The organism is Lysobacter yangpyeongensis (genome assembly GCF_042655745.1).
GTDB classification, from domain to species: Bacteria; Pseudomonadota; Gammaproteobacteria; order Xanthomonadales; family Xanthomonadaceae; genus Agrilutibacter; species Agrilutibacter yangpyeongensis.
The window spans coordinates 32,897-49,192 of record NZ_JBHSNM010000008.1; the positions used below are offsets into that span (position 1 = coordinate 32,897).

Consider the following 16,296-nt stretch of genomic DNA (forward strand, 5'->3'; position numbering starts at 1 on the left):
CTGCCGGAGAAATTCGAATGAAGCGTCTGATCGCCGTGGCCCTGCTGGCCCTGTTCTCGATGACCGTCCTGTCCGCCTGCAACACCATGGAAGGCCTGGGCAAGGACGTGAAGAAGCTCGGTGAAAAGGTCGAGGACAAGGCCAGCCGCTGAAGCGGCGGGTCACGAAGAAAGGCCGGAGCGATCCGGCCTTTCTGCTTTTCGGGGCGCCGTTCGGGCCGCTTCCGGAAGCTGAACACGTACTGATCGCGCTCGCCGCTCTGCACGGCGAGTTCATGCCGCCCCGCGTTAGATGCGGGAGCGGACGAGGCAAACGCCGAATCCCGTCAGGTCGAGTCCCCGACACGAAGGAGAGAAGGTATGAAGCGTCTGATTTCCCTGCTGCTGCTGGTTGCGTTCTCGTCCGGCTTCCTCACCGCCTGCAACACGATGGCGGGCGCGGGCAAGGACGTGCAGAAGGTCGGCGAGAAGGTCGAAGACAAGGCCGAGGACTGCAAGGACGCCCACTGCTGACGCACCGGGTGAATGGGCAAAAAAGGCCGGTTTCCGGCCTTTTTTGTGGGCGCAGGGTTCCCGCATTCGTGCGTTCGGAACCGTCCGCTAACGCCTTCGTGATGCATCGGCAACACGCTCGCCGGCACGCTTGCGCGGCATCGCGTTGCCGATGCGCAAAACATCCACGAGGAGTACACGCATGAACAATGACGTCATCCAGGGCAAGTGGACGCAGCTCAAGGGACAGATCCAGGCGCGTTGGGGCGACCTGACCGACGACGTATTCGATGTCAACGAAGGCAACTCGCAATATCTCGCTGGCAAGCTGCAGGAGCGCTATGGCTGGGATCGCGAACGCGCCGAACGCGAGGTCGAGGACTTCACCCGCTCGCTGCATTGATCGACCGCTTCATCTCCAGGGAACGGGCCGCTTTCGCGGCCCGTTTGCGTAACCGTACCGCTCAGCGCGGAGGATCGGCGACGAAGCCGCCGGGGAAGGCCTCGGGGTCGTCGTCGCGCCAGTCGGGTTGCCAGTGCCGCGGCATCACGCCGCGCGCCACCAGCGTGCGGTAATCGTCGTAGCGCAACTCGATGACCTGCGCGGGCGCGCGTGTCGCGCGGACGAAACCGGTGCGCGAGACCGGCGACCATTCGCGCTCGCCATGGCCGGTGCCGAGCGTCTGTTGCGCGGCGGCTTCATCGCGGGCCATCGCGCGTTGTTCGGTCGCCGGTGCCGCGGATTTCGCTGCTCCTGAATCCTCGCGTGCGACCGGCGGCGGACGGCGCCAGATCGGCCCGGGCCGATACGGAAACGGACGCGCTTCCTCGAACACGGCGATGCCGATCACGCCCACGTTGTCCGGCCGCCCGGTGCGCGCGGCGTAGCTGTCGGGCAGATCGGTGAACACGAACTGCGCGACATCGTCGAGCGACTTGCGCCAGCCGTTGATCTCCGTGGTTTCCCAGGGGTCGAGCACGTACCCGGCTTGCGCGGGATGCGCGGTCTGGCCGGTCACGGCATTCACGCCGTCGATGGACAACACCACCAGCACACGTCCGCCGGTGGTGTTGGTGAGACGTACGGCGTAGCGGTGGCCGGGCTCGCCTTCGATCCAGTCCAGGCCGCGATGATGCAGCGGGGCGAGCCAGTCGCCGCGGTCGCGGTCGACCACGGCGATGTCGACGAGCGGGCGGGCCTGCGCCGGCGCACAGGCGGCGAGTGCGACGCAGAAGGCGGTGGCGAAGCGGCGGAACATGGCGCGATCTCCCGGTGAGGTAGCCGGCCAAACGCCTTCGCGCCGCGAACGGGGTTGGCGCCCGGCGTCGTGCCGGTCGGGCGGGCGGCAGCGGTTAAACTGCCGCTCCGCTTCGTGAACCACGCTCGCAATGTCCCGTACCCGCGTCCTTACCGGCATCACCACTTCCGGCACTCCGCACCTGGGCAACTACGTCGGCGCGATCCGCCCGGCGATCGCCGCCAGCCGCGATCCGCAGGTGGAGAGCTACTACTTCCTCGCCGACTACCACGCGCTGATCAAGGTGTCCGATCCGGCGCGCGTGCAGCGTTCGACGCTGGAAATCGCGGCCGCGTGGCTGGCGTGCGGGCTCGATCCGCGGTCGGTGTGGTTCTACCGCCAGAGCGACATTCCGGAGATCCCCGAGCTCACCTGGTTCCTCAGCTGCGTCGCCGGCAAGGGCATCCTCAACCGTGCACATGCCTACAAGGCCGCGGTCGACAGGAACCGCGCCGAAGGTGTCGACGACGATGCCGCGATCACCGCCGGCCTCTTCATGTATCCGGTGCTGATGGCCGCCGACATCCTGCTGTTCAACGCGCACAAGGTGCCGGTCGGCCGCGACCAGGTGCAGCACATCGAAATGGCGCGCGACTTCGGCCAGCGCTTCAACCATCTGTACGGCGAGCATTTCACCTTGCCGGAAGCGGCGATCGAGGAGCACGTCGCGACGCTGCCCGGCCTCGATGGCCGCAAGATGAGCAAGAGCTACGACAACACCATTCCGCTGTTCGCGCCACGCGAGCAGCTGAAGAAGCTGATCGCCGGCATCGTCACCGACTCGCGCGCGCCCGGCGAGCCGAAGGACGCGGACAACTCCAACGTGTTCCAGCTGTACCAGGCCTTCGCTTCGGCGGAGGAAACCGCGGCGATGCGCCAGGCCTTCGCCGACGGCATCGGCTGGGGCGATGCGAAGCAGAAGCTGTTCGAGCGCATCGACGGCGAAGTGGCGCCGCTGCGCGAGAAGTACGAGGCGCTGATGGCGAAGCCAGGCGACATCGAGGCGATCCTGCGCGACGGCGCCGCACGCCTGCGCGCGCAGCACGCGACGCCGCTGCTGGCGCGCCTGCGCGAGGCCGTTGGCCTGCGCAATCTCGCCAGCAGTGCCGCGGCGGCCGGCGCGAAGAAGGAAAGGGCCGCGCTGCCGGCGTTCAAGCAATACCGCGAGGCCGATGGCCGCTTCTACTTCAAGTTCGTCGATGGCGAGCGCGTGCTGCTGCAGAGCGTCGGGTTCGCTTCGCCCCGGGACGCCGGCCAGCTGATCGCCCGGCTCAAGCGCGAAGGCGGCCGCGTGCTGCGGCGGGGCGAGGCCGATGCCCTGCAGCTGGGCGAGGACCTGGTCGGACATCTGCACGACGCGGCCGAATTGGCCGACGTGGTCGATGCGCTGGCGCAACTGCTCGAAGAAGCGTGAAGCCACCCCGTCGTTCGACTTGACTGGCGCGGGGTCGCGGCGCAATCGTGCGCCATGTCCGCACGGGTGCCGGCGCAGACGAACGACAGCGAGGCCGCTCGCCAGGCGGCCCTGGATGCCTACGCCATCGTCGACAGCGGCCCCGAGCAGGCCTTCGACGACATCGTCCGCCTCGCCGTGACGCTGTGCGGCGTCTGCGCGGCGTCCATTTCGCTGATCGATCGCGACCGCGTCTGGTTCAAGGCGCAGATCGGCGTCGACCAGTCGCAGGTTTCCCGCGACCTGTCGCTATGCAGCCATGCCATCGATCAGCCGCATCGCACCCTGGTCATCGACGATCTCGACATCGACCCGCTTCCCGCCGCCAAGCGACGCCGCCTCGGCGGCCGGCCGCCGCGCTTCTATGCCGGCGTGCCGCTGCTGAGTCCGGACGGCTATCCGCTGGGTACCCTGAGCGTCGCCGATGTCGAACCGCGTCATCTCGCGCCCGCGCAGATCGAAAGCCTGGAACTGCTCGCGCGGCAGACGCAGCACCTGCTCGAATTGCGCCGGCTGATGCTCGAACAGGGCCAGTTGCTGAGCGCGCGCGAGGCCGCGGCGCGCACGGCCGAACAGGCGCGCGCGGAACTGCAGCGTCGCCACGAGGAACTGATGCAGAGCGCGAGCCGCGATCCGCTCACCGGCCTGCTCAACCGCGCGGCGATGGAGGAGATGCTGGCCGAAACCCGCCGGCGCGATCCGTCGGAGCGGATGCCGTACACGCTGCTGCTGCTCGACATCGACCACTTCAAGCTGGTCAACGACCTGCACGGGCACCTGGCAGGCGACAATGCGCTCCGCGCGGTGGCGGATGCGGTCACGGCGTCGATTCGCAAGAGCGACATCGCCGTGCGCTTCGGCGGCGAGGAAATCCTCGTGTACCTGCCCGGCACGGCATTGGATGGCGCAGCGGAAGTGGCCTACCGCATCCGCGAGCGCGTGGCGCGCGCGCCGCTGCCGTTCGCCATCACCGTGTCGATCGGCATCGCGGCCGGCGATCCGATGCGCGATCGCCCGGAACAGACCTTCGATCGCGCCGATCAGGCGCTGTATCGCGCGAAGGCGGATGGTCGCGATCGCGTCGTGGTCGACGACACGCAGCAGTTCGACGGCATCGGCCTGGGTTGAACGCAGCGCGCCGGCGCGGGCGACGCGGTTTCAGGGCCACTCGTTCGGCGGTTCGCCCTGCTCGGGATGCTTCATCCGCACCACGCAGAAGCGGTGGCCCGTGGGTGCTTCCATCACCCACCAGCGCTTCACGAACGCGATCTTCTTCGCGCCCAACGCCTCCAGGCGCGCGGCTTCGGCATCGACGTCGTCGGCTTCGATGTCCAGGTGCACGCGCGAGGGATGCTCGACCTTCTGCACCTCGATGTGCAGGTCGCCGGGCGTATCGCCGAACTGCTGGTACTGCGCGGTGTCGTCGCCGGCGTTGCGGTCGGCGACGCTCATGCCGAGCGCCTGGCTCCAGAAATCCGCGGCGGCGTCGAGGTCGCCGGTGTTGCAGTCGATGATGAAGCCGGCAAGGCGGCTGCGATGGGCCATGGCAGTCTCCTTTTCCCCCTCGCTTTCGCGTAGCGAAGGGGAGGGTTGGGGAGGGGTACGAAGCGCCGCAGGCGCGAGGGGCTTTTGCTGCAACGATTGACCTTCAGGGAAGCAGGGCAAATCAAGAGCACCCCCTCCCAGCCTCCCCCTTGCGCTGCGCGCAAAGGGGAGGGGAAAGACTCAGTTCGGCAGTGACATGTCGTCCAGCAGCGCCTTGAGGAAGCGCGCCGCCTCGCCGCCGGTGCAGGCGCGGTGGTCGAAGGTCAGCGAGATCGGCATGCGGCGGTGCACTTCGATGCCGCCGATCACCGCGACCACGTCGTGCGAGAGCTTGCCGGCGCCGACGATGGCAACGCACGGTGGTACCACCACCGGCGTCGCGTAGCGACCGGCGAACATGCCGAAGTTCGACAGCGAAATCGTGTAGCCGCTCAGCTCGCCGGGCGGAATGCTGCGGTCCTCGACCTGTGCGCGCAGGCGCTGGATCGCCGTGCGCACGCCGGCCCCGTCGAGCATGTCGGCGTTGCGCAGCGCGGGCACGAACAGACCGTCGTCGGTGTCCACCGCGATGCCGACATCGACGTGCGGATGCAGGGTGCGGGTGAGGTTGTCGCCGTCGAACCAGGCGTTGAGCGCCGGCACCGTCTTGCAGGCGGTGACGATCGCGCGCACCAGACGCGCGGTGATGTCCTGCTTGCCGATCCACGCATGCAGGTCGGCGTCGTCGACCAGGGTGGTCGGCACGACCTTGCTGTGCGCATCGGCCATCACCCGCGCCATGTTGCGGCGTACGCCCTTGAGCTGCTCGGGCTGGCCGGTGGCGGTGACGCCCGGCGGCTGCGTGCGCATCGGCTTGCCCGATTGCGAGAGCGTGCTGCGAGCCGCGGGCGCCGCAGCAGGCGCGGGCGCTGCGGCGCGCGCAACCGGCGTTGCAGCGCCGATCTTCGCCGAACCGTCGGCGGCGGCGCGCTTCACGTCGTCCATCGTCACCACGCCATCGGCACCGGTCGGACGCACGCGAGTGATGTCGACGCCGAGCTTGCGCGCCTGCGCGCGCACCGCCGGCATCGCCTTGACGCCGCCCACCGCGACCGCGGCTTCCGTGCGGACCGCATCGGAACTCTGCATCGCGCCGACCACGGTGCCGCTGTCTTCGCGCACGGTTTCGGTCTTCGTTTCCGGTTCCGGCGCCTTCGCCGGTGTCGCGGCTTCGTGGCCGCCGTGGTGGTGACCCGTGTCCTGGCCCTCCGCGCGTTGCGGCAGGTTCGGGTCGATCTCGAACTCGGCCAGCATCTTGCCGGTGACGATCACGTCGCCCGGGCCGCCGGCGAGCTTGAGCACCTTGCCCGACACGGGCGAGGGCACGTCGACCACCGCTTTCGCGGTTTCCATCGACACCAGGTTGTCGTCGAGGCGGATGGTGTCGCCCACCTTCACGTACCACTCGACGATGGTCGCGTCCGGGAGGCCTTCGCCGAGGTCGGGAAGCAGGAAGGTCTTGTTGCTCATCGGGATGTCTCTTGTCCTGTTCGGGTCGCGGTTTCGTGGTGCGTGTGGTTGGTTCGCGTGGATCGTTCGCTGGGTGCGGGCGGATCGGTCAGAGCGGATGCAGGTGTTCGCCCGGTACCCAGCCGCAGTGGCCGTCGGCGTCCTCCGCCCACCACCAGCCGCCGAGTTCGGCATGCAAGGTCAGCACTTCGCCGGCGTCCGCGTCCAGTTCCTGAGCGGAATAATCGCGCAGGGCTTCGGCGCGGCCATCCCCCAGCGGCCTGAGCCAGGCATGCGGTGCCCAGCCGGCGTTGCCATCGGCCGTGGTCGTCCAGGCGAAGGCGGGCCATTGGGTGTCGTGCTCGCCCAGCGCGACGATGTCGCCCTGCGCGAAGTGGATCGGTCGCGTGTACTGCGTGCGGTAGTCGCGGAACACGCGCGCGCGCCTCAGACCCATACGTCGTTCCTGGCGGTCAGCGCGCCGCCGGCGTCGCCGGTATTGACCACGCCGCGCGGTTCCACCAGCAGCACGTGGCACTCGGCATCGGCGCGCGGGCAATGCTCGACGCCGCGCGGCACGACGATCATCTCGCCGCTGTTCAATACGACTTCGCGATCGCGGAAGCCCATGCGCAGCGTGCCGGCGAGCACGATGAAGGTCTCGTCGGTATCGGCGTGCGAGTGCCAGACGAATTCGCCCTGGATCTTCACCAGCTTGAACTGGTAGTCGTTCATCTCGGCGACCACCCGCGGCGACCAGTGCTCGGCGAAACGGCCGAGCTTGTCCGCGAAGTTGATCGCCGAGGGTGCCATGGCTCAGCCCGCCGCCAGCGTGCGCTTGGCCGCCGTCACGATGCGATCCACGCTCGGCAGGTACTTCATCTCCAGCCGGAACAGCGGGATGTGCGTGTCGTAACCGGTGACGCGTTCGACCGGCGCGAGCAGGTCGAACATCGATTCCTCGGCCAGGCGCGCGGCGATTTCGGCGCCGAAGCCCGCGGTCTTGGGGGCCTCGTGCACGATCACGCAGCGGCCGGTGCGGCTGACCGATTCGGCAATCGTGGCGAAGTCGAGCGGGCGCAGCGTCGCGACGTCGATGACTTCGGCGCTGATGCCTTCGGCCGCGAGTTTCTCGGCGGCTTCGAGCGTTTCCTTCACCTGCGCACCCCAGGTCACCAGCGTCACGTCGGTGCCGTCACGCAGCACGTAGCACACGTCCAGCGGCAGCGCCTCGCCGTCGTCGGGCACGAGCTCCTTGTACTGGCGGTAGATGCGCTTGGGTTCGAAGAAGATCACCGGATCCGGATCGCGGATCGCCGCGAGCAGCATGCCGTAGGCGCGCGCCGGCGAGGACGGCATCACCACGCGCAGGCCGGGGACGTTGGTGAAGATCGCTTCGTTCGCCTCGCTGTGGTGTTCCGGCGCGCGGATGCCGCCGCCCCACGGCACGCGCAGCACCATCGGGCAGTGGAGGCGGCCACGCGTGCGGTAGCGCATGCGTGCCGCGTGGCAGACGATGAAGTCGACCATCGGATACATGAAACCGTCGAACTGCGCTTCGGCGACGGGCTTCATGCCCTGCGAGGCCATGCCGACGGTGAGGCCGGCGATGGTGGTCTCGTCCAGCGGCGTGTCGAGCACGCGTTCGGAGCCGAACGTCTGCTGCAGGCCGGCGGTGGCGCGGAACACGCCGCCATTGACGCCGACGTCCTCGCCGAGCACGACGACGGTGTCGTCGTTGCGCATTTCGTACGCCAGCGCCTGGGTGATCGCTTCGATCAGCGTGATGGGCGTGGACGTGGCGGCGGCGTTGTCGATCTTGGGCATGGTGTCGGCCTTGTTCACGAGCGGCCCTCCAGCGCGAGCGCAGCCGCGCGTTGTTCCAGCAGGTCCGGCGGCGGATCGGCGTAGAGGTAGTCGAACATCGCCTCGACCGGCTGCACGGGCGTGTTGAGGTAGGCGTTGATTTCCTCGTCGACGCGCTTGCCGCAGTCGTCGGCCCAGGCCTTTTCCTCGTCTTCGCTCCACAGGCCCTGCGCGGTGAGGAAGGTGCGCAGGCGCGGGATCGGATCGCGCGCCCAGGCGGCCTTCACTTCCTCGTCGGCGCGATAGCGGCGTGCATCGTCTGCGGTGGTGTGGTCGTGCAGGCGGTAGGTGAGGAATTCGATCACGCTGCCGCCTTCGCCCTTGCGCGCGCGTTCGGTGGCGCGACGCATGCCTTCGAGCACGGCGAACAGATCGTTGCCGTCGACCTGCAGACAGTGCAGGCCGCCGGCCAGACCCTTCTGCGCCAGCGTCTGCGCGCCGGTCTGCGCCGAACGCGGCACCGAGATCGCCCAGCCGTTGTTGACCACGCACAGCACCAGCGGTGCGGTGTAGGCGCCGGCGGAGTTCAGTGCGGCGTAGAAATCGGTCTTGGAGGAGCCGCCGTCGCCGCAGCACGCCACGGCGATGCGGTCCTGCTTGCGCAGCTTGAACGACAGCGCCGCACCGGCCGCCATCAGGCACTGCGTGGAAATCGGCACGCACCACGGATAGTCGTGCTTCGGACCGGAGAAGTCGTTGCCGCGCTCGTCGCCGCCCCAGTACAGCAGCACTTCGCGCGGCTTCACGCCGCGCATGAACTGCGCGCCGTACTCGCGGTAACTCGGCGCGAACACGTCTTCCGGGCGCGTGGACGCGCCGATGCCGACGTGCGTGGCCTCGTGGCCCAGGCACGAGGCGTAGGTGCCGAGCTTGCCGGTGCGCTGCAGCGCGATCGCCTTGGTGTCGAACACGCGCACGAACAGCATCTGCTTGAACAGCGGCAGCAGTGCCTTGGGGTCGCTGAAGGCGGGCGGCAGGTCGCCGACGAGCTTGCCGTCGGGGCCGAGGTATTGCAGGTATTCGATCTGGTAGGTGGCGGCGATCGTCATCTCGCGGTCCGGCTCACGTTGTTTTAGCCGGCCGATGATACCCGCCGCGCGTAAACAGACCGTTGCGCAATGCGGCAAGACGGGGCCGCATGTCCGCAACACAGCGTGCGGAAACGAAAAGCGCGGCCGGAGCCGCGCTTTCCGCACTTGCCTTTCGTGGCGATTCGCGTCAGCGACCGCCGATGCCGACGATGCGGTTCCGGTAGATCCCGCGGTTGTCGGCCGGCGCGGTCTCGATCGAATCCGAACCCGCGTCCGCCGACAGCGTGAGGTACTGGGTCGCGTTGGAGCGCCACGGCACCGTCACCTCCACGTCGAAGTGCTGGTTCGCGTCGATGGCCAGCAGCGACGCCGTGGCGCAGAGCGCCTCGAAGCTGCCGCTGTCGACCGCCGACACCGTGCAGCTCCAGCCCGCCGGGGCCGAGATCGCCACGTTGCCGGCGGGCGCATCGCCGCGCAGCGTCATCGTCGCGTGTTGCGCGGTGTACGGGCCGGCATTGCGCAGCTCGATCGCGATCGGCGCGATGTCGCCGGTGTGCAGCTTCTTCGCCGGACCGGCGATCGTCGCCGAGAGATCCACGCGCGCGACGACGTCGAGCGAGGCCGAGGCCTGGTCGTTGCCGGATTGCGGATCGAGCGACAGCGCATCGACCGCCGCCGCCAGAGACACCGTAGCGTGCGCGGTATCCGGCGTGGCGGTCGCGGTGATCGCGAACTGCGCGTCGGCGTCCTTCGCGAGCGTGGTGGCATGGCACGCCACCGAGGTGCGTCCCGCGTCGACCTGCGCGGCGTCGCAGTTCCAGCCCGACGGCGCGGCCACTGCCATCGTCGGCAGTACCGCGTCGAGCGCGAAGCCCACGCCGACCGATTCCGCCGCTTCCGGACCGTTGTTGTGCACGGTCGCGGTGAACGCGAGCGTGCCGTCGACCGGCACCGCTGCCGCGTCCGCTGCGGCGACGATCGCGAGGTCGGCGACCGCGCGCGGATCGAAGTAGGCGATCACCGGGTCGTGGTCGGCCGTGCGGATCGGCGTGGTCGCGTCGCTGCGGTTGGTTTCGGTGAAGTCGGCGTTGATGCGCGCGTGGTCGATCGCCGCCGTGCGCGTGGTGACGATCAGTTCCTCGTTCACCAGCACGTGGTCGAGCGTCTGCGCGTTGCCGTCGAAGACGAACGAGTAACGTTCCGACGGCGGTGCGAGTTCGCCCAGGTTGACCAGGTCCGGATCGACGAGGTCGGCGCCATCGCCCGGCACCACGGTCTGCTCGTCCGGCGTCGGCGTACCGCTCACCACGCCCATGGTGTCGGCCAGGCCATCGTTGAAGGCGAAGGCGTTGAAGTCGCCCAGCGTGACGATGCGCGTCTGCGGCGCGGCGAGCTGGCGCTGCTGGAGGTAGTCGGCGAGGAACTCGGCCTGGCGCTGGCGCTTCCTGCGCACGCGATCGCCACCGGCGCTGTCTTCTTCCGAGCTGATCAGCGAACGCTGGTGCACACCAATGACCGTGATGGGGAACGCGCGGCCGTCGGCGTAATGCACCACCGCGTCGAGCGCCAGCGGCGGACGGTCGTTGAGCAGGCCCGGCGTGCCGTCGGGCTGTTCCCACGTGGTGTCCTTGCCGATCTGGTTGAGCGCGACGACTTCCACGCGCGGAATACCGGCGCCGACGGTCGCGGTCTTCACCAGCATGCCGGTGTCGATGCCGCCGACGTCGTTGCCTTCCACGAGATATGCGGCGTACTGCGGATCGGCTTCACCGGCGGCGACGGCATCGGAGTTGATGCGGTCGGCCAGGGCCTGCAGCACGGCGAGCTTCTCGACTTCGATGGCGACCAGCACATCCGGCGAATGCAGGTAGTCGCGGATGCCCAGCGAGGCCTTCTGCAGGCGCTTCTGGTAGGCCGCGGCATTGGCCACGCTGTCGTCGACGTCGGGATCGTTGATGTTGTCGAAGAAGCGCTCGAGGTTGTACGAGGCGACGGTGAACTCGTTGCCCGCCGGCATCCGCGCGGCACGCGGGCCCGGGCCCGGGATCACGTTGATCGCCACCGCCGGATCGCGGTGCAGCGTGTAGCGGCGGAACCCGTAATCGAGCGGACCGGTGAGGCCTTCGATCACGCTGCCGGTGGGCAGGTCGAGCAGGTAGGCCGCACCGCCGAGCGTGTCGCTGTCGATGGTGAGGATTTCCGGATTGCCGTCCCAGCGCGGGATCGGCTGCGCACCGGCGCCGCCGGGGATCGCATCGCGCACGTCGAAGCCCGCTTCGCGGAACGGACGCGGCACGCCGGTGACGACGGCCTGGAGGATGCCGTTGACGCTGCCGGTCGCGTTGTACGGCGTGGCGCTGCCTTCGGTCGGCGCGACGGTGGTCAGGCTCGCGGCGGTGACGCGCATGCCTTCGAGCGGTTCGAGCTGGTCGAAGCCGCCGTCGGGCGTGGTCATCGCAGCGGTGATCGCCACCGGTACTGGCAGGGCGTGGCCGCTGGAAAGCAGCGCGACCGTCGGGCTGCCGCCGATTTCGGTCAGCGGACGCTGGGCCGGATCGGAGGGCGGCACGAATTCGAACACCGTGCCGCGCACGCGCACGCGATTGCCCACCGACGCGGCGGCCGGCGGCGTGCCGCCGGTGAACACGAACACGCCTTCGGAGGTCAGCGGATCGGCATCTGCTTCGGCATCGCTGGCCTGGACGAAGAAGCCGTTGCCCTTGCGGCCGGTGACGATGCCGGTGAGCGTGACGAACTGGCCGGCGAGCGGCGAAGTCGCGCCATTGCCCTGGATGTCGTGGATGGCGGTGACGACGAAATCGTCGTTGCGGATCGTGCCGACGCCCTGGCCATCGCCGAGGTCGGCGCCGGTGACGCCGGTGACGTCGAGGGTGAACGTCTCGTCGGCTTCCTGCGCGGTGTCGCCGAGCGCGTCGACGGAAACGATCACCGACGTTTCGCCGGCGGGAATCGTCACGCTGGCCGTCTTCGCGGCGTAATCGTTGCCGGCGGTCGCCGTGCCGTCGTGCGTCGCGTACTCGACGATCACGCCGTCGGCGCCGGCCGGCTTGCTGAGCGTGAAGCCGAAGAACAGCGGCGTGGTGCCGGTATCGCCTTCATCGGCGCTGGTATCGCCGACTTCGAGCACCGGCGGGCCGCCGGCGGCGCCGTGCACCGCCAGCGCGAAATCGTCGATCGCCAGGCCATCGTCGGCACCGGACACGTCGATGTCGTTCCAGCGGATCCAGATCGTGCCGCCGGCCGGAATCGACAGCGCGTCGAGCGTCGCCGTGAGCGCGGTGCGGAACGCCGCGGCATTGCCGTCGCGCGCACCGGCGCTGGCGCCGGTCAGGTTCGGCGTGGCGAAGTTGAGCGCGTCGACGTCGATCCAGGTGCCGTCCGCCAGGCTGGTGGCGTTGAGGCTGTACTGGAAGTCGAGGCGGTCGCTGCCGCGGGCGAGCGTGCCCAGGCGCCACTGTTCGCCGACGTAGGCGATGTCGAGCGCGCTGATCGCGGCGCCGGTGTTGTTGGTGAAGCAGGCGCCCATCGCGGGCACCAGGCTGCCGCTGCGCAGGCCGCCGAGCGCGCGTTCGCCCGAACCGGCCGCGCCGAAGCTGTAGCTGTCGCCGGCGTTGCCGCTGCCGGTGCCGGCAACGTACGCGCCGTTGGCATTGGTGCCGGTTTCGCGCAGGACCCAGCCGAAGGGCAGGGTCGAGGAGGTGCCGCTGAGGGCGAGCGTGTCGAAGTCCTGCGCGTAGGCCGGACCGCCGATGCCGATGCAGTCCGCATGCGCTCCGCCCGCAAGGGCCAGCGCAACCAGTCCCACAACCGCAGGCGCGGCGATGCCGCGTGCATGTCGTTTCATTACCGATTTCCCCGTTTGATGGTGCGCCGGTCCGGCCCAGGAGGCCGGCGCTTCGAACGCCGTTGCAGACGCAAGGCGGGCGCCATTATCCACGCCCGCGTTGCATCGGCGTGACGCGGTGCACACCGCGGGCGGTCGCCGCGGGCGATGCGGTACCCTTTGCGCCCCGCAAAGGCCCGTCCCATGACCGTCGACAAGAACCAGCGCGACCTGGAAACCGGCATCCACACCGACCTGGCCGGTCGCATCACCTACGGCGGCTACCTGCAGCTGGATCGCCTGCTGTCGGCGCAGCTGCCGCTGTCGAACCCGCCGCACCACGACGAGCTGCTCTTCATCGTCCAGCACCAGGTGTCCGAGCTGTGGATGAAGCTGATGATCCACGAGCTGCACGCGGCCATCGCCTATCTGCGTGCGGACCAGGTAGGGCAGTGCCGCAAGGTGCTGGCGCGCTGCAAGCGCGTGCTCGACCAGCTGACCAACATGTGGTCGGTGCTGGAGACGCTGACGCCGTCGGAGTACATGGAATTCCGCGATGTGCTCGGTCCGTCGTCGGGCTTCCAGTCGCTGCAGTACCGCACCATCGAGTTCCTGCTCGGCAACAAGAACGCGCAGATGCTCAAGGTGTTCGCGCACGACCAGTCCGGCCATGCCGCGCTGAAGAGCGCGCTGGAATCGCCGAGCCTGTACGACGAACTGCTGCTCTATCTCGCCCGCTGGGGCCATGCCGTGCCGGCAGCGCAGCGCCAGCGCGACTGGTCGAAGCCGCACGTCTCGGATCCCGCGCTGGTCGCGGTGTTCGAGCGCATCTACGAAGACACCAACACCTACTGGCGCGAGTACTCGCTGTGCGAGGACCTCGTCGACATGGAAACGCAGTTCCAGCTGTGGCGCTTCCGCCACATGCGCACGGTGCTGCGCATCATCGGCTTCAAGCGCGGCACCGGAGGCTCGTCGGGCGTCGGCTTCCTCAAGCAGGCGCTGGAACTGACGTTCTTCCCGGAGCTGTTCGAGGTGCGCACGGCGATCGGTCCGGGTTCGAGCTACGGGCCATCGCCCTAGCGGATCGATGCCGGTGAACGCGATCGTCCACGATTGCGTCGGCGCACTGCTGGTACGCGGAGGCCGGTTGCTGCTGGGCCGCCGCGCGCCAGATCGCGCGTGGCTGCCCGGCGCGTGGGGTGTGTTCGGCGGGCACATCGAAGCGCACGAATCGGCCGAACAGGCGCTGCGGCGCGAATTGCGCGAGGAACTGGGGATCGCCGCCACGCGGCTGCGGCCCGACGCGATCCTGGTCGGCGGCGACGCGGGCGCGACCTGGCGACTGCAGCTGTTCGTGGTGGAGGCCTGGGACGGCGAACCGCAGCTGCGCCAGCCGCAGGAACACGCGCAGCTGGCCTGGTGTTCACTCGCGGAGGCGTGCGAACGCCTGGCCGGCGCGCATCCGGAGTTCCCGGCCGTGCTGGCCGATGCGCTGCGGGATGATGACGCGGGATGACGCCTGCCTGTCCGGGGTCGCCGGGCCGGGCCGGTCCGTTCGGTCGGGCGCGCCATCCCGATCCGCCTGTCCAAGCTTGTCCGTTGGCCGAATGAACAGGCGGTTGCTGCGGCGCAACACGGTTTTTGGGTTTGACGCCCGTTGCCGCCGTCGGTAATCCTCGCCCGTCCCGCGGCCGCCGCGGGCCGCATTTTTCCGAATCAAACCGACGGGGGAAACCGCATGAGCGGTGCCGCAAGCACGACAACACCGGGCGCTCCGATCCCGGAATTCAAGCAGACCATGGGACATCCGCAGCCGCTGTGGATGCTCTTCATGACCGAGTTCTGGGAGCGCTTCGCCTTCTACGGCATCCGCTGGGCGCTGGTGCTGTACATCGTCGCGCAGTTCTACGGCGGTTCCGGCACCGGTGAGGCCCCGGCCAACAGCATCTACGGCGCCTACCTCGCGCTCGTCTATGCCGCGGCGATCTTCGGCGGCTATGTCGCCGACCGGGTGATCGGCTACCAGCGTTCGATCCTGCTGGGCGCCGTGATCATGGCGGCGGGCCTGTTCCTGATCGCGACGACCAACCAGGAGCTGTTCAAGCTCGGCCTGGCCACGATCATCGCCGGCAACGGCCTGTTCAAGCCGAACATCTCGACGATGGTGGGCAAGCTCTACAGCGTCGGCGACGAGCGCCGCGACTCGGGCTTCACCATCTTCTACATGGGCATCAACCTGGGCGCGATGATCTCGCCGATCCTGACCGGCTGGCTGGCCGATCGCGTGTTCGGCACCGAGACGATGCCGTCCTACAAGGTGGTGTTCATCACCGCCGGCATCGGCATGCTGATCAGCCTGCTCTGGTTCTGGTTCGGCCGTCGCCAGCTGGCGGGCATCGGCCGTCCGCCCGTCGGCGGCGAGAACAAGATGCGCGTGCTGTTCACGCTGATCGGCGCCCTGATCGCGATCCCTGCCATCTACTTCCTGCTGACGATCGAGGCGGAAACGCTGAACTGGTGGGTGCTGGCGCCGATGTTCGTGGCGCTGTGCGTGCTGATCCTGATCGAAGGCATCCGCGAAGGCGCCGTGCAGCGCGACCGCGCGATCGCGATGCTGCTGATCTTCGTGTTCAACATCCTGTTCTGGATGTTCTTCGAACAGGCGGGCAGTTCGTTCAACTTCCTCGCCGACAAGATCGTCGACCGCGACTTCGGCGGCTGGATCTTCCCGGTGGGCTGGTTCCAGTCGGTGAACTCGCTGGCGATCATCACCATCGCGCCGGTGCTGGCGTGGCTGTGGATGCGGATGGGCAAGGCCAATCCGTCGATCCCGCGCAAGTTCGGCCTGGGCCTGATCTTCAACGGCCTGGCCTTCCTGCTGCTGATGTTCGCCCTGTCGAGCCTCGTGGACGATGCCGGCAAGATCCCGTTCTGGACCCTCTTCATGGTCTACGTGATCCAGTCGGTGGGCGAGCTGTGCCTGTCGCCGATCGGCCTGTCGATGGTCACCAAGCTGGCGCCGCTGCGCCTGGTCGGCTTCGGCATGGGCGGCTGGTTCCTGTCGACGGGCATCGGCAACAACCTGTCGGGCATCTTCGCCAAGCACGTCAGCGGCGAAACCGGCATGACCGTTGCGTCCGCGCAGTCCGGCTACACCTTCGGCTTCTGGCTGCTGCTGGGCGCCGGCGTGCTGCTGTTCCTGATCGCGCCGCTGATCCAGCGGCTGATGCATGGCGTGAAATAAGACGCCTGCATCGCACCAATGAAAACGGCGGCC

At 68.5% G+C, this 16,296-nt stretch carries 15 protein-coding genes and 1 pseudogene; 8 read left to right on the forward strand and 8 right to left on the reverse strand.

Features of this window, described 5'->3' with window-relative positions:
• The first annotated feature begins 17 nt into the window (after nucleotides 1-17).
• The 3 genes from ACFPN1_RS15190 to ACFPN1_RS15200 all read left to right on the forward strand — a co-directional run bounded on the left by ACFPN1_RS15190 (nucleotide 18) and on the right by ACFPN1_RS15200 (nucleotide 894).
• Complete coding sequence (locus ACFPN1_RS15190; RefSeq protein ID WP_386756033.1) at nucleotides 18-152, forward strand: entericidin A/B family lipoprotein; 135 nt, start codon at nucleotides 18-20, stop codon at nucleotides 150-152.
• A gap of 207 nt (nucleotides 153-359) precedes the next feature.
• Nucleotides 360-512 carry an entericidin A/B family lipoprotein gene (locus ACFPN1_RS15195; RefSeq protein WP_386756034.1) on the forward strand — a complete coding sequence of 51 codons (153 nt, stop codon included), beginning with the start codon at nucleotides 360-362 and terminating at the stop codon, nucleotides 510-512.
• Nucleotides 513-693: 181 nt separating this feature from the next.
• A complete protein-coding gene (locus ACFPN1_RS15200) occupies nucleotides 694-894 on the forward strand; it encodes a CsbD family protein (protein ID WP_386756035.1) in 201 nt (66 codons plus the stop codon).
• A gap of 61 nt (nucleotides 895-955) precedes the next feature.
• Here ACFPN1_RS15200 and ACFPN1_RS15205 read toward each other — a convergent pair whose 3' ends face one another.
• Nucleotides 956-1,750, reverse strand: coding sequence for a hypothetical protein (locus ACFPN1_RS15205; RefSeq protein ID WP_386756036.1), 795 nt, complete (start codon nucleotides 1,748-1,750; stop codon nucleotides 956-958).
• A gap of 130 nt (nucleotides 1,751-1,880) precedes the next feature.
• Here ACFPN1_RS15205 and ACFPN1_RS15210 point away from each other — a divergent pair.
• Together ACFPN1_RS15210 and ACFPN1_RS15215 are read left to right on the forward strand one after the other, a co-directional pair.
• Nucleotides 1,881-3,125 (forward strand): annotated as a pseudogene (locus ACFPN1_RS15210) (tryptophan--tRNA ligase); the annotation flags it as partial.
• 132 nt (nucleotides 3,126-3,257) lie between these two features.
• Complete coding sequence (locus tag ACFPN1_RS15215) at nucleotides 3,258-4,370, forward strand: GGDEF domain-containing protein (protein WP_386756037.1); 1,113 nt, start codon at nucleotides 3,258-3,260, stop codon at nucleotides 4,368-4,370.
• A gap of 30 nt (nucleotides 4,371-4,400) precedes the next feature.
• Here ACFPN1_RS15215 and ACFPN1_RS15220 read toward each other — a convergent pair whose 3' ends face one another.
• The 7 genes from ACFPN1_RS15220 to ACFPN1_RS15250 all read right to left on the reverse strand — a co-directional run bounded on the left by ACFPN1_RS15220 (nucleotide 4,401) and on the right by ACFPN1_RS15250 (nucleotide 13,037).
• Entirely contained in the window at nucleotides 4,401-4,787 is a 387-nt protein-coding gene (locus tag ACFPN1_RS15220; protein WP_386756038.1) for a VOC family protein, read from the reverse strand.
• A gap of 180 nt (nucleotides 4,788-4,967) precedes the next feature.
• Nucleotides 4,968-6,296 (reverse strand): dihydrolipoamide acetyltransferase family protein, encoded by a 1,329-nt coding sequence (locus tag ACFPN1_RS15225; RefSeq protein WP_386756039.1) that lies wholly within the window; start codon nucleotides 6,294-6,296, stop codon nucleotides 4,968-4,970.
• 88 nt (nucleotides 6,297-6,384) lie between these two features.
• Complete coding sequence (locus ACFPN1_RS15230; RefSeq protein WP_386756040.1) at nucleotides 6,385-6,732, reverse strand: SH3 domain-containing protein; 348 nt, start codon at nucleotides 6,730-6,732, stop codon at nucleotides 6,385-6,387.
• Complete coding sequence (locus ACFPN1_RS15235) at nucleotides 6,723-7,088, reverse strand: cupin domain-containing protein (protein WP_386756041.1); 366 nt, start codon at nucleotides 7,086-7,088, stop codon at nucleotides 6,723-6,725. The genes ACFPN1_RS15230 and ACFPN1_RS15235 overlap by 10 nt, the downstream gene beginning before the upstream one ends.
• 3 nt (nucleotides 7,089-7,091) lie before the next feature.
• Entirely contained in the window at nucleotides 7,092-8,102 is a 1,011-nt protein-coding gene (locus ACFPN1_RS15240; protein ID WP_386756110.1) for an alpha-ketoacid dehydrogenase subunit beta, read from the reverse strand.
• A gap of 14 nt (nucleotides 8,103-8,116) precedes the next feature.
• Nucleotides 8,117-9,190, reverse strand: a complete 1,074-nt coding sequence (gene pdhA, locus ACFPN1_RS15245) for a pyruvate dehydrogenase (acetyl-transferring) E1 component subunit alpha (RefSeq protein WP_386756043.1) — start codon at nucleotides 9,188-9,190, stop codon at nucleotides 8,117-8,119.
• Nucleotides 9,191-9,359: 169 nt separating this feature from the next.
• The gene (locus ACFPN1_RS15250) at nucleotides 9,360-13,037 is read right to left on the reverse strand and encodes a Calx-beta domain-containing protein (protein WP_386756044.1); all 3,678 of its coding nucleotides are present in this window, start codon (nucleotides 13,035-13,037) and stop codon (nucleotides 9,360-9,362) included.
• A 183-nt stretch (nucleotides 13,038-13,220) separates the two neighbouring features.
• Here ACFPN1_RS15250 and ACFPN1_RS15255 point away from each other — a divergent pair, with 183 nt between their 5' ends.
• The 3 genes from ACFPN1_RS15255 to ACFPN1_RS15265 all read left to right on the forward strand — a co-directional run bounded on the left by ACFPN1_RS15255 (nucleotide 13,221) and on the right by ACFPN1_RS15265 (nucleotide 16,263).
• Nucleotides 13,221-14,099 carry a tryptophan 2,3-dioxygenase gene (locus tag ACFPN1_RS15255; protein WP_386756045.1) on the forward strand — a complete coding sequence of 293 codons (879 nt, stop codon included), beginning with the start codon at nucleotides 13,221-13,223 and terminating at the stop codon, nucleotides 14,097-14,099.
• 13 nt (nucleotides 14,100-14,112) lie between these two features.
• The gene (locus ACFPN1_RS15260; RefSeq protein ID WP_386756047.1) at nucleotides 14,113-14,535 is read left to right on the forward strand and encodes an NUDIX domain-containing protein; all 423 of its coding nucleotides are present in this window, start codon (nucleotides 14,113-14,115) and stop codon (nucleotides 14,533-14,535) included.
• 222 nt (nucleotides 14,536-14,757) lie between these two features.
• Nucleotides 14,758-16,263, forward strand: a complete 1,506-nt coding sequence (locus ACFPN1_RS15265; protein ID WP_386756048.1) for a peptide MFS transporter — start codon at nucleotides 14,758-14,760, stop codon at nucleotides 16,261-16,263.
• Nucleotides 16,264-16,296: the final 33 nt, after the last annotated feature.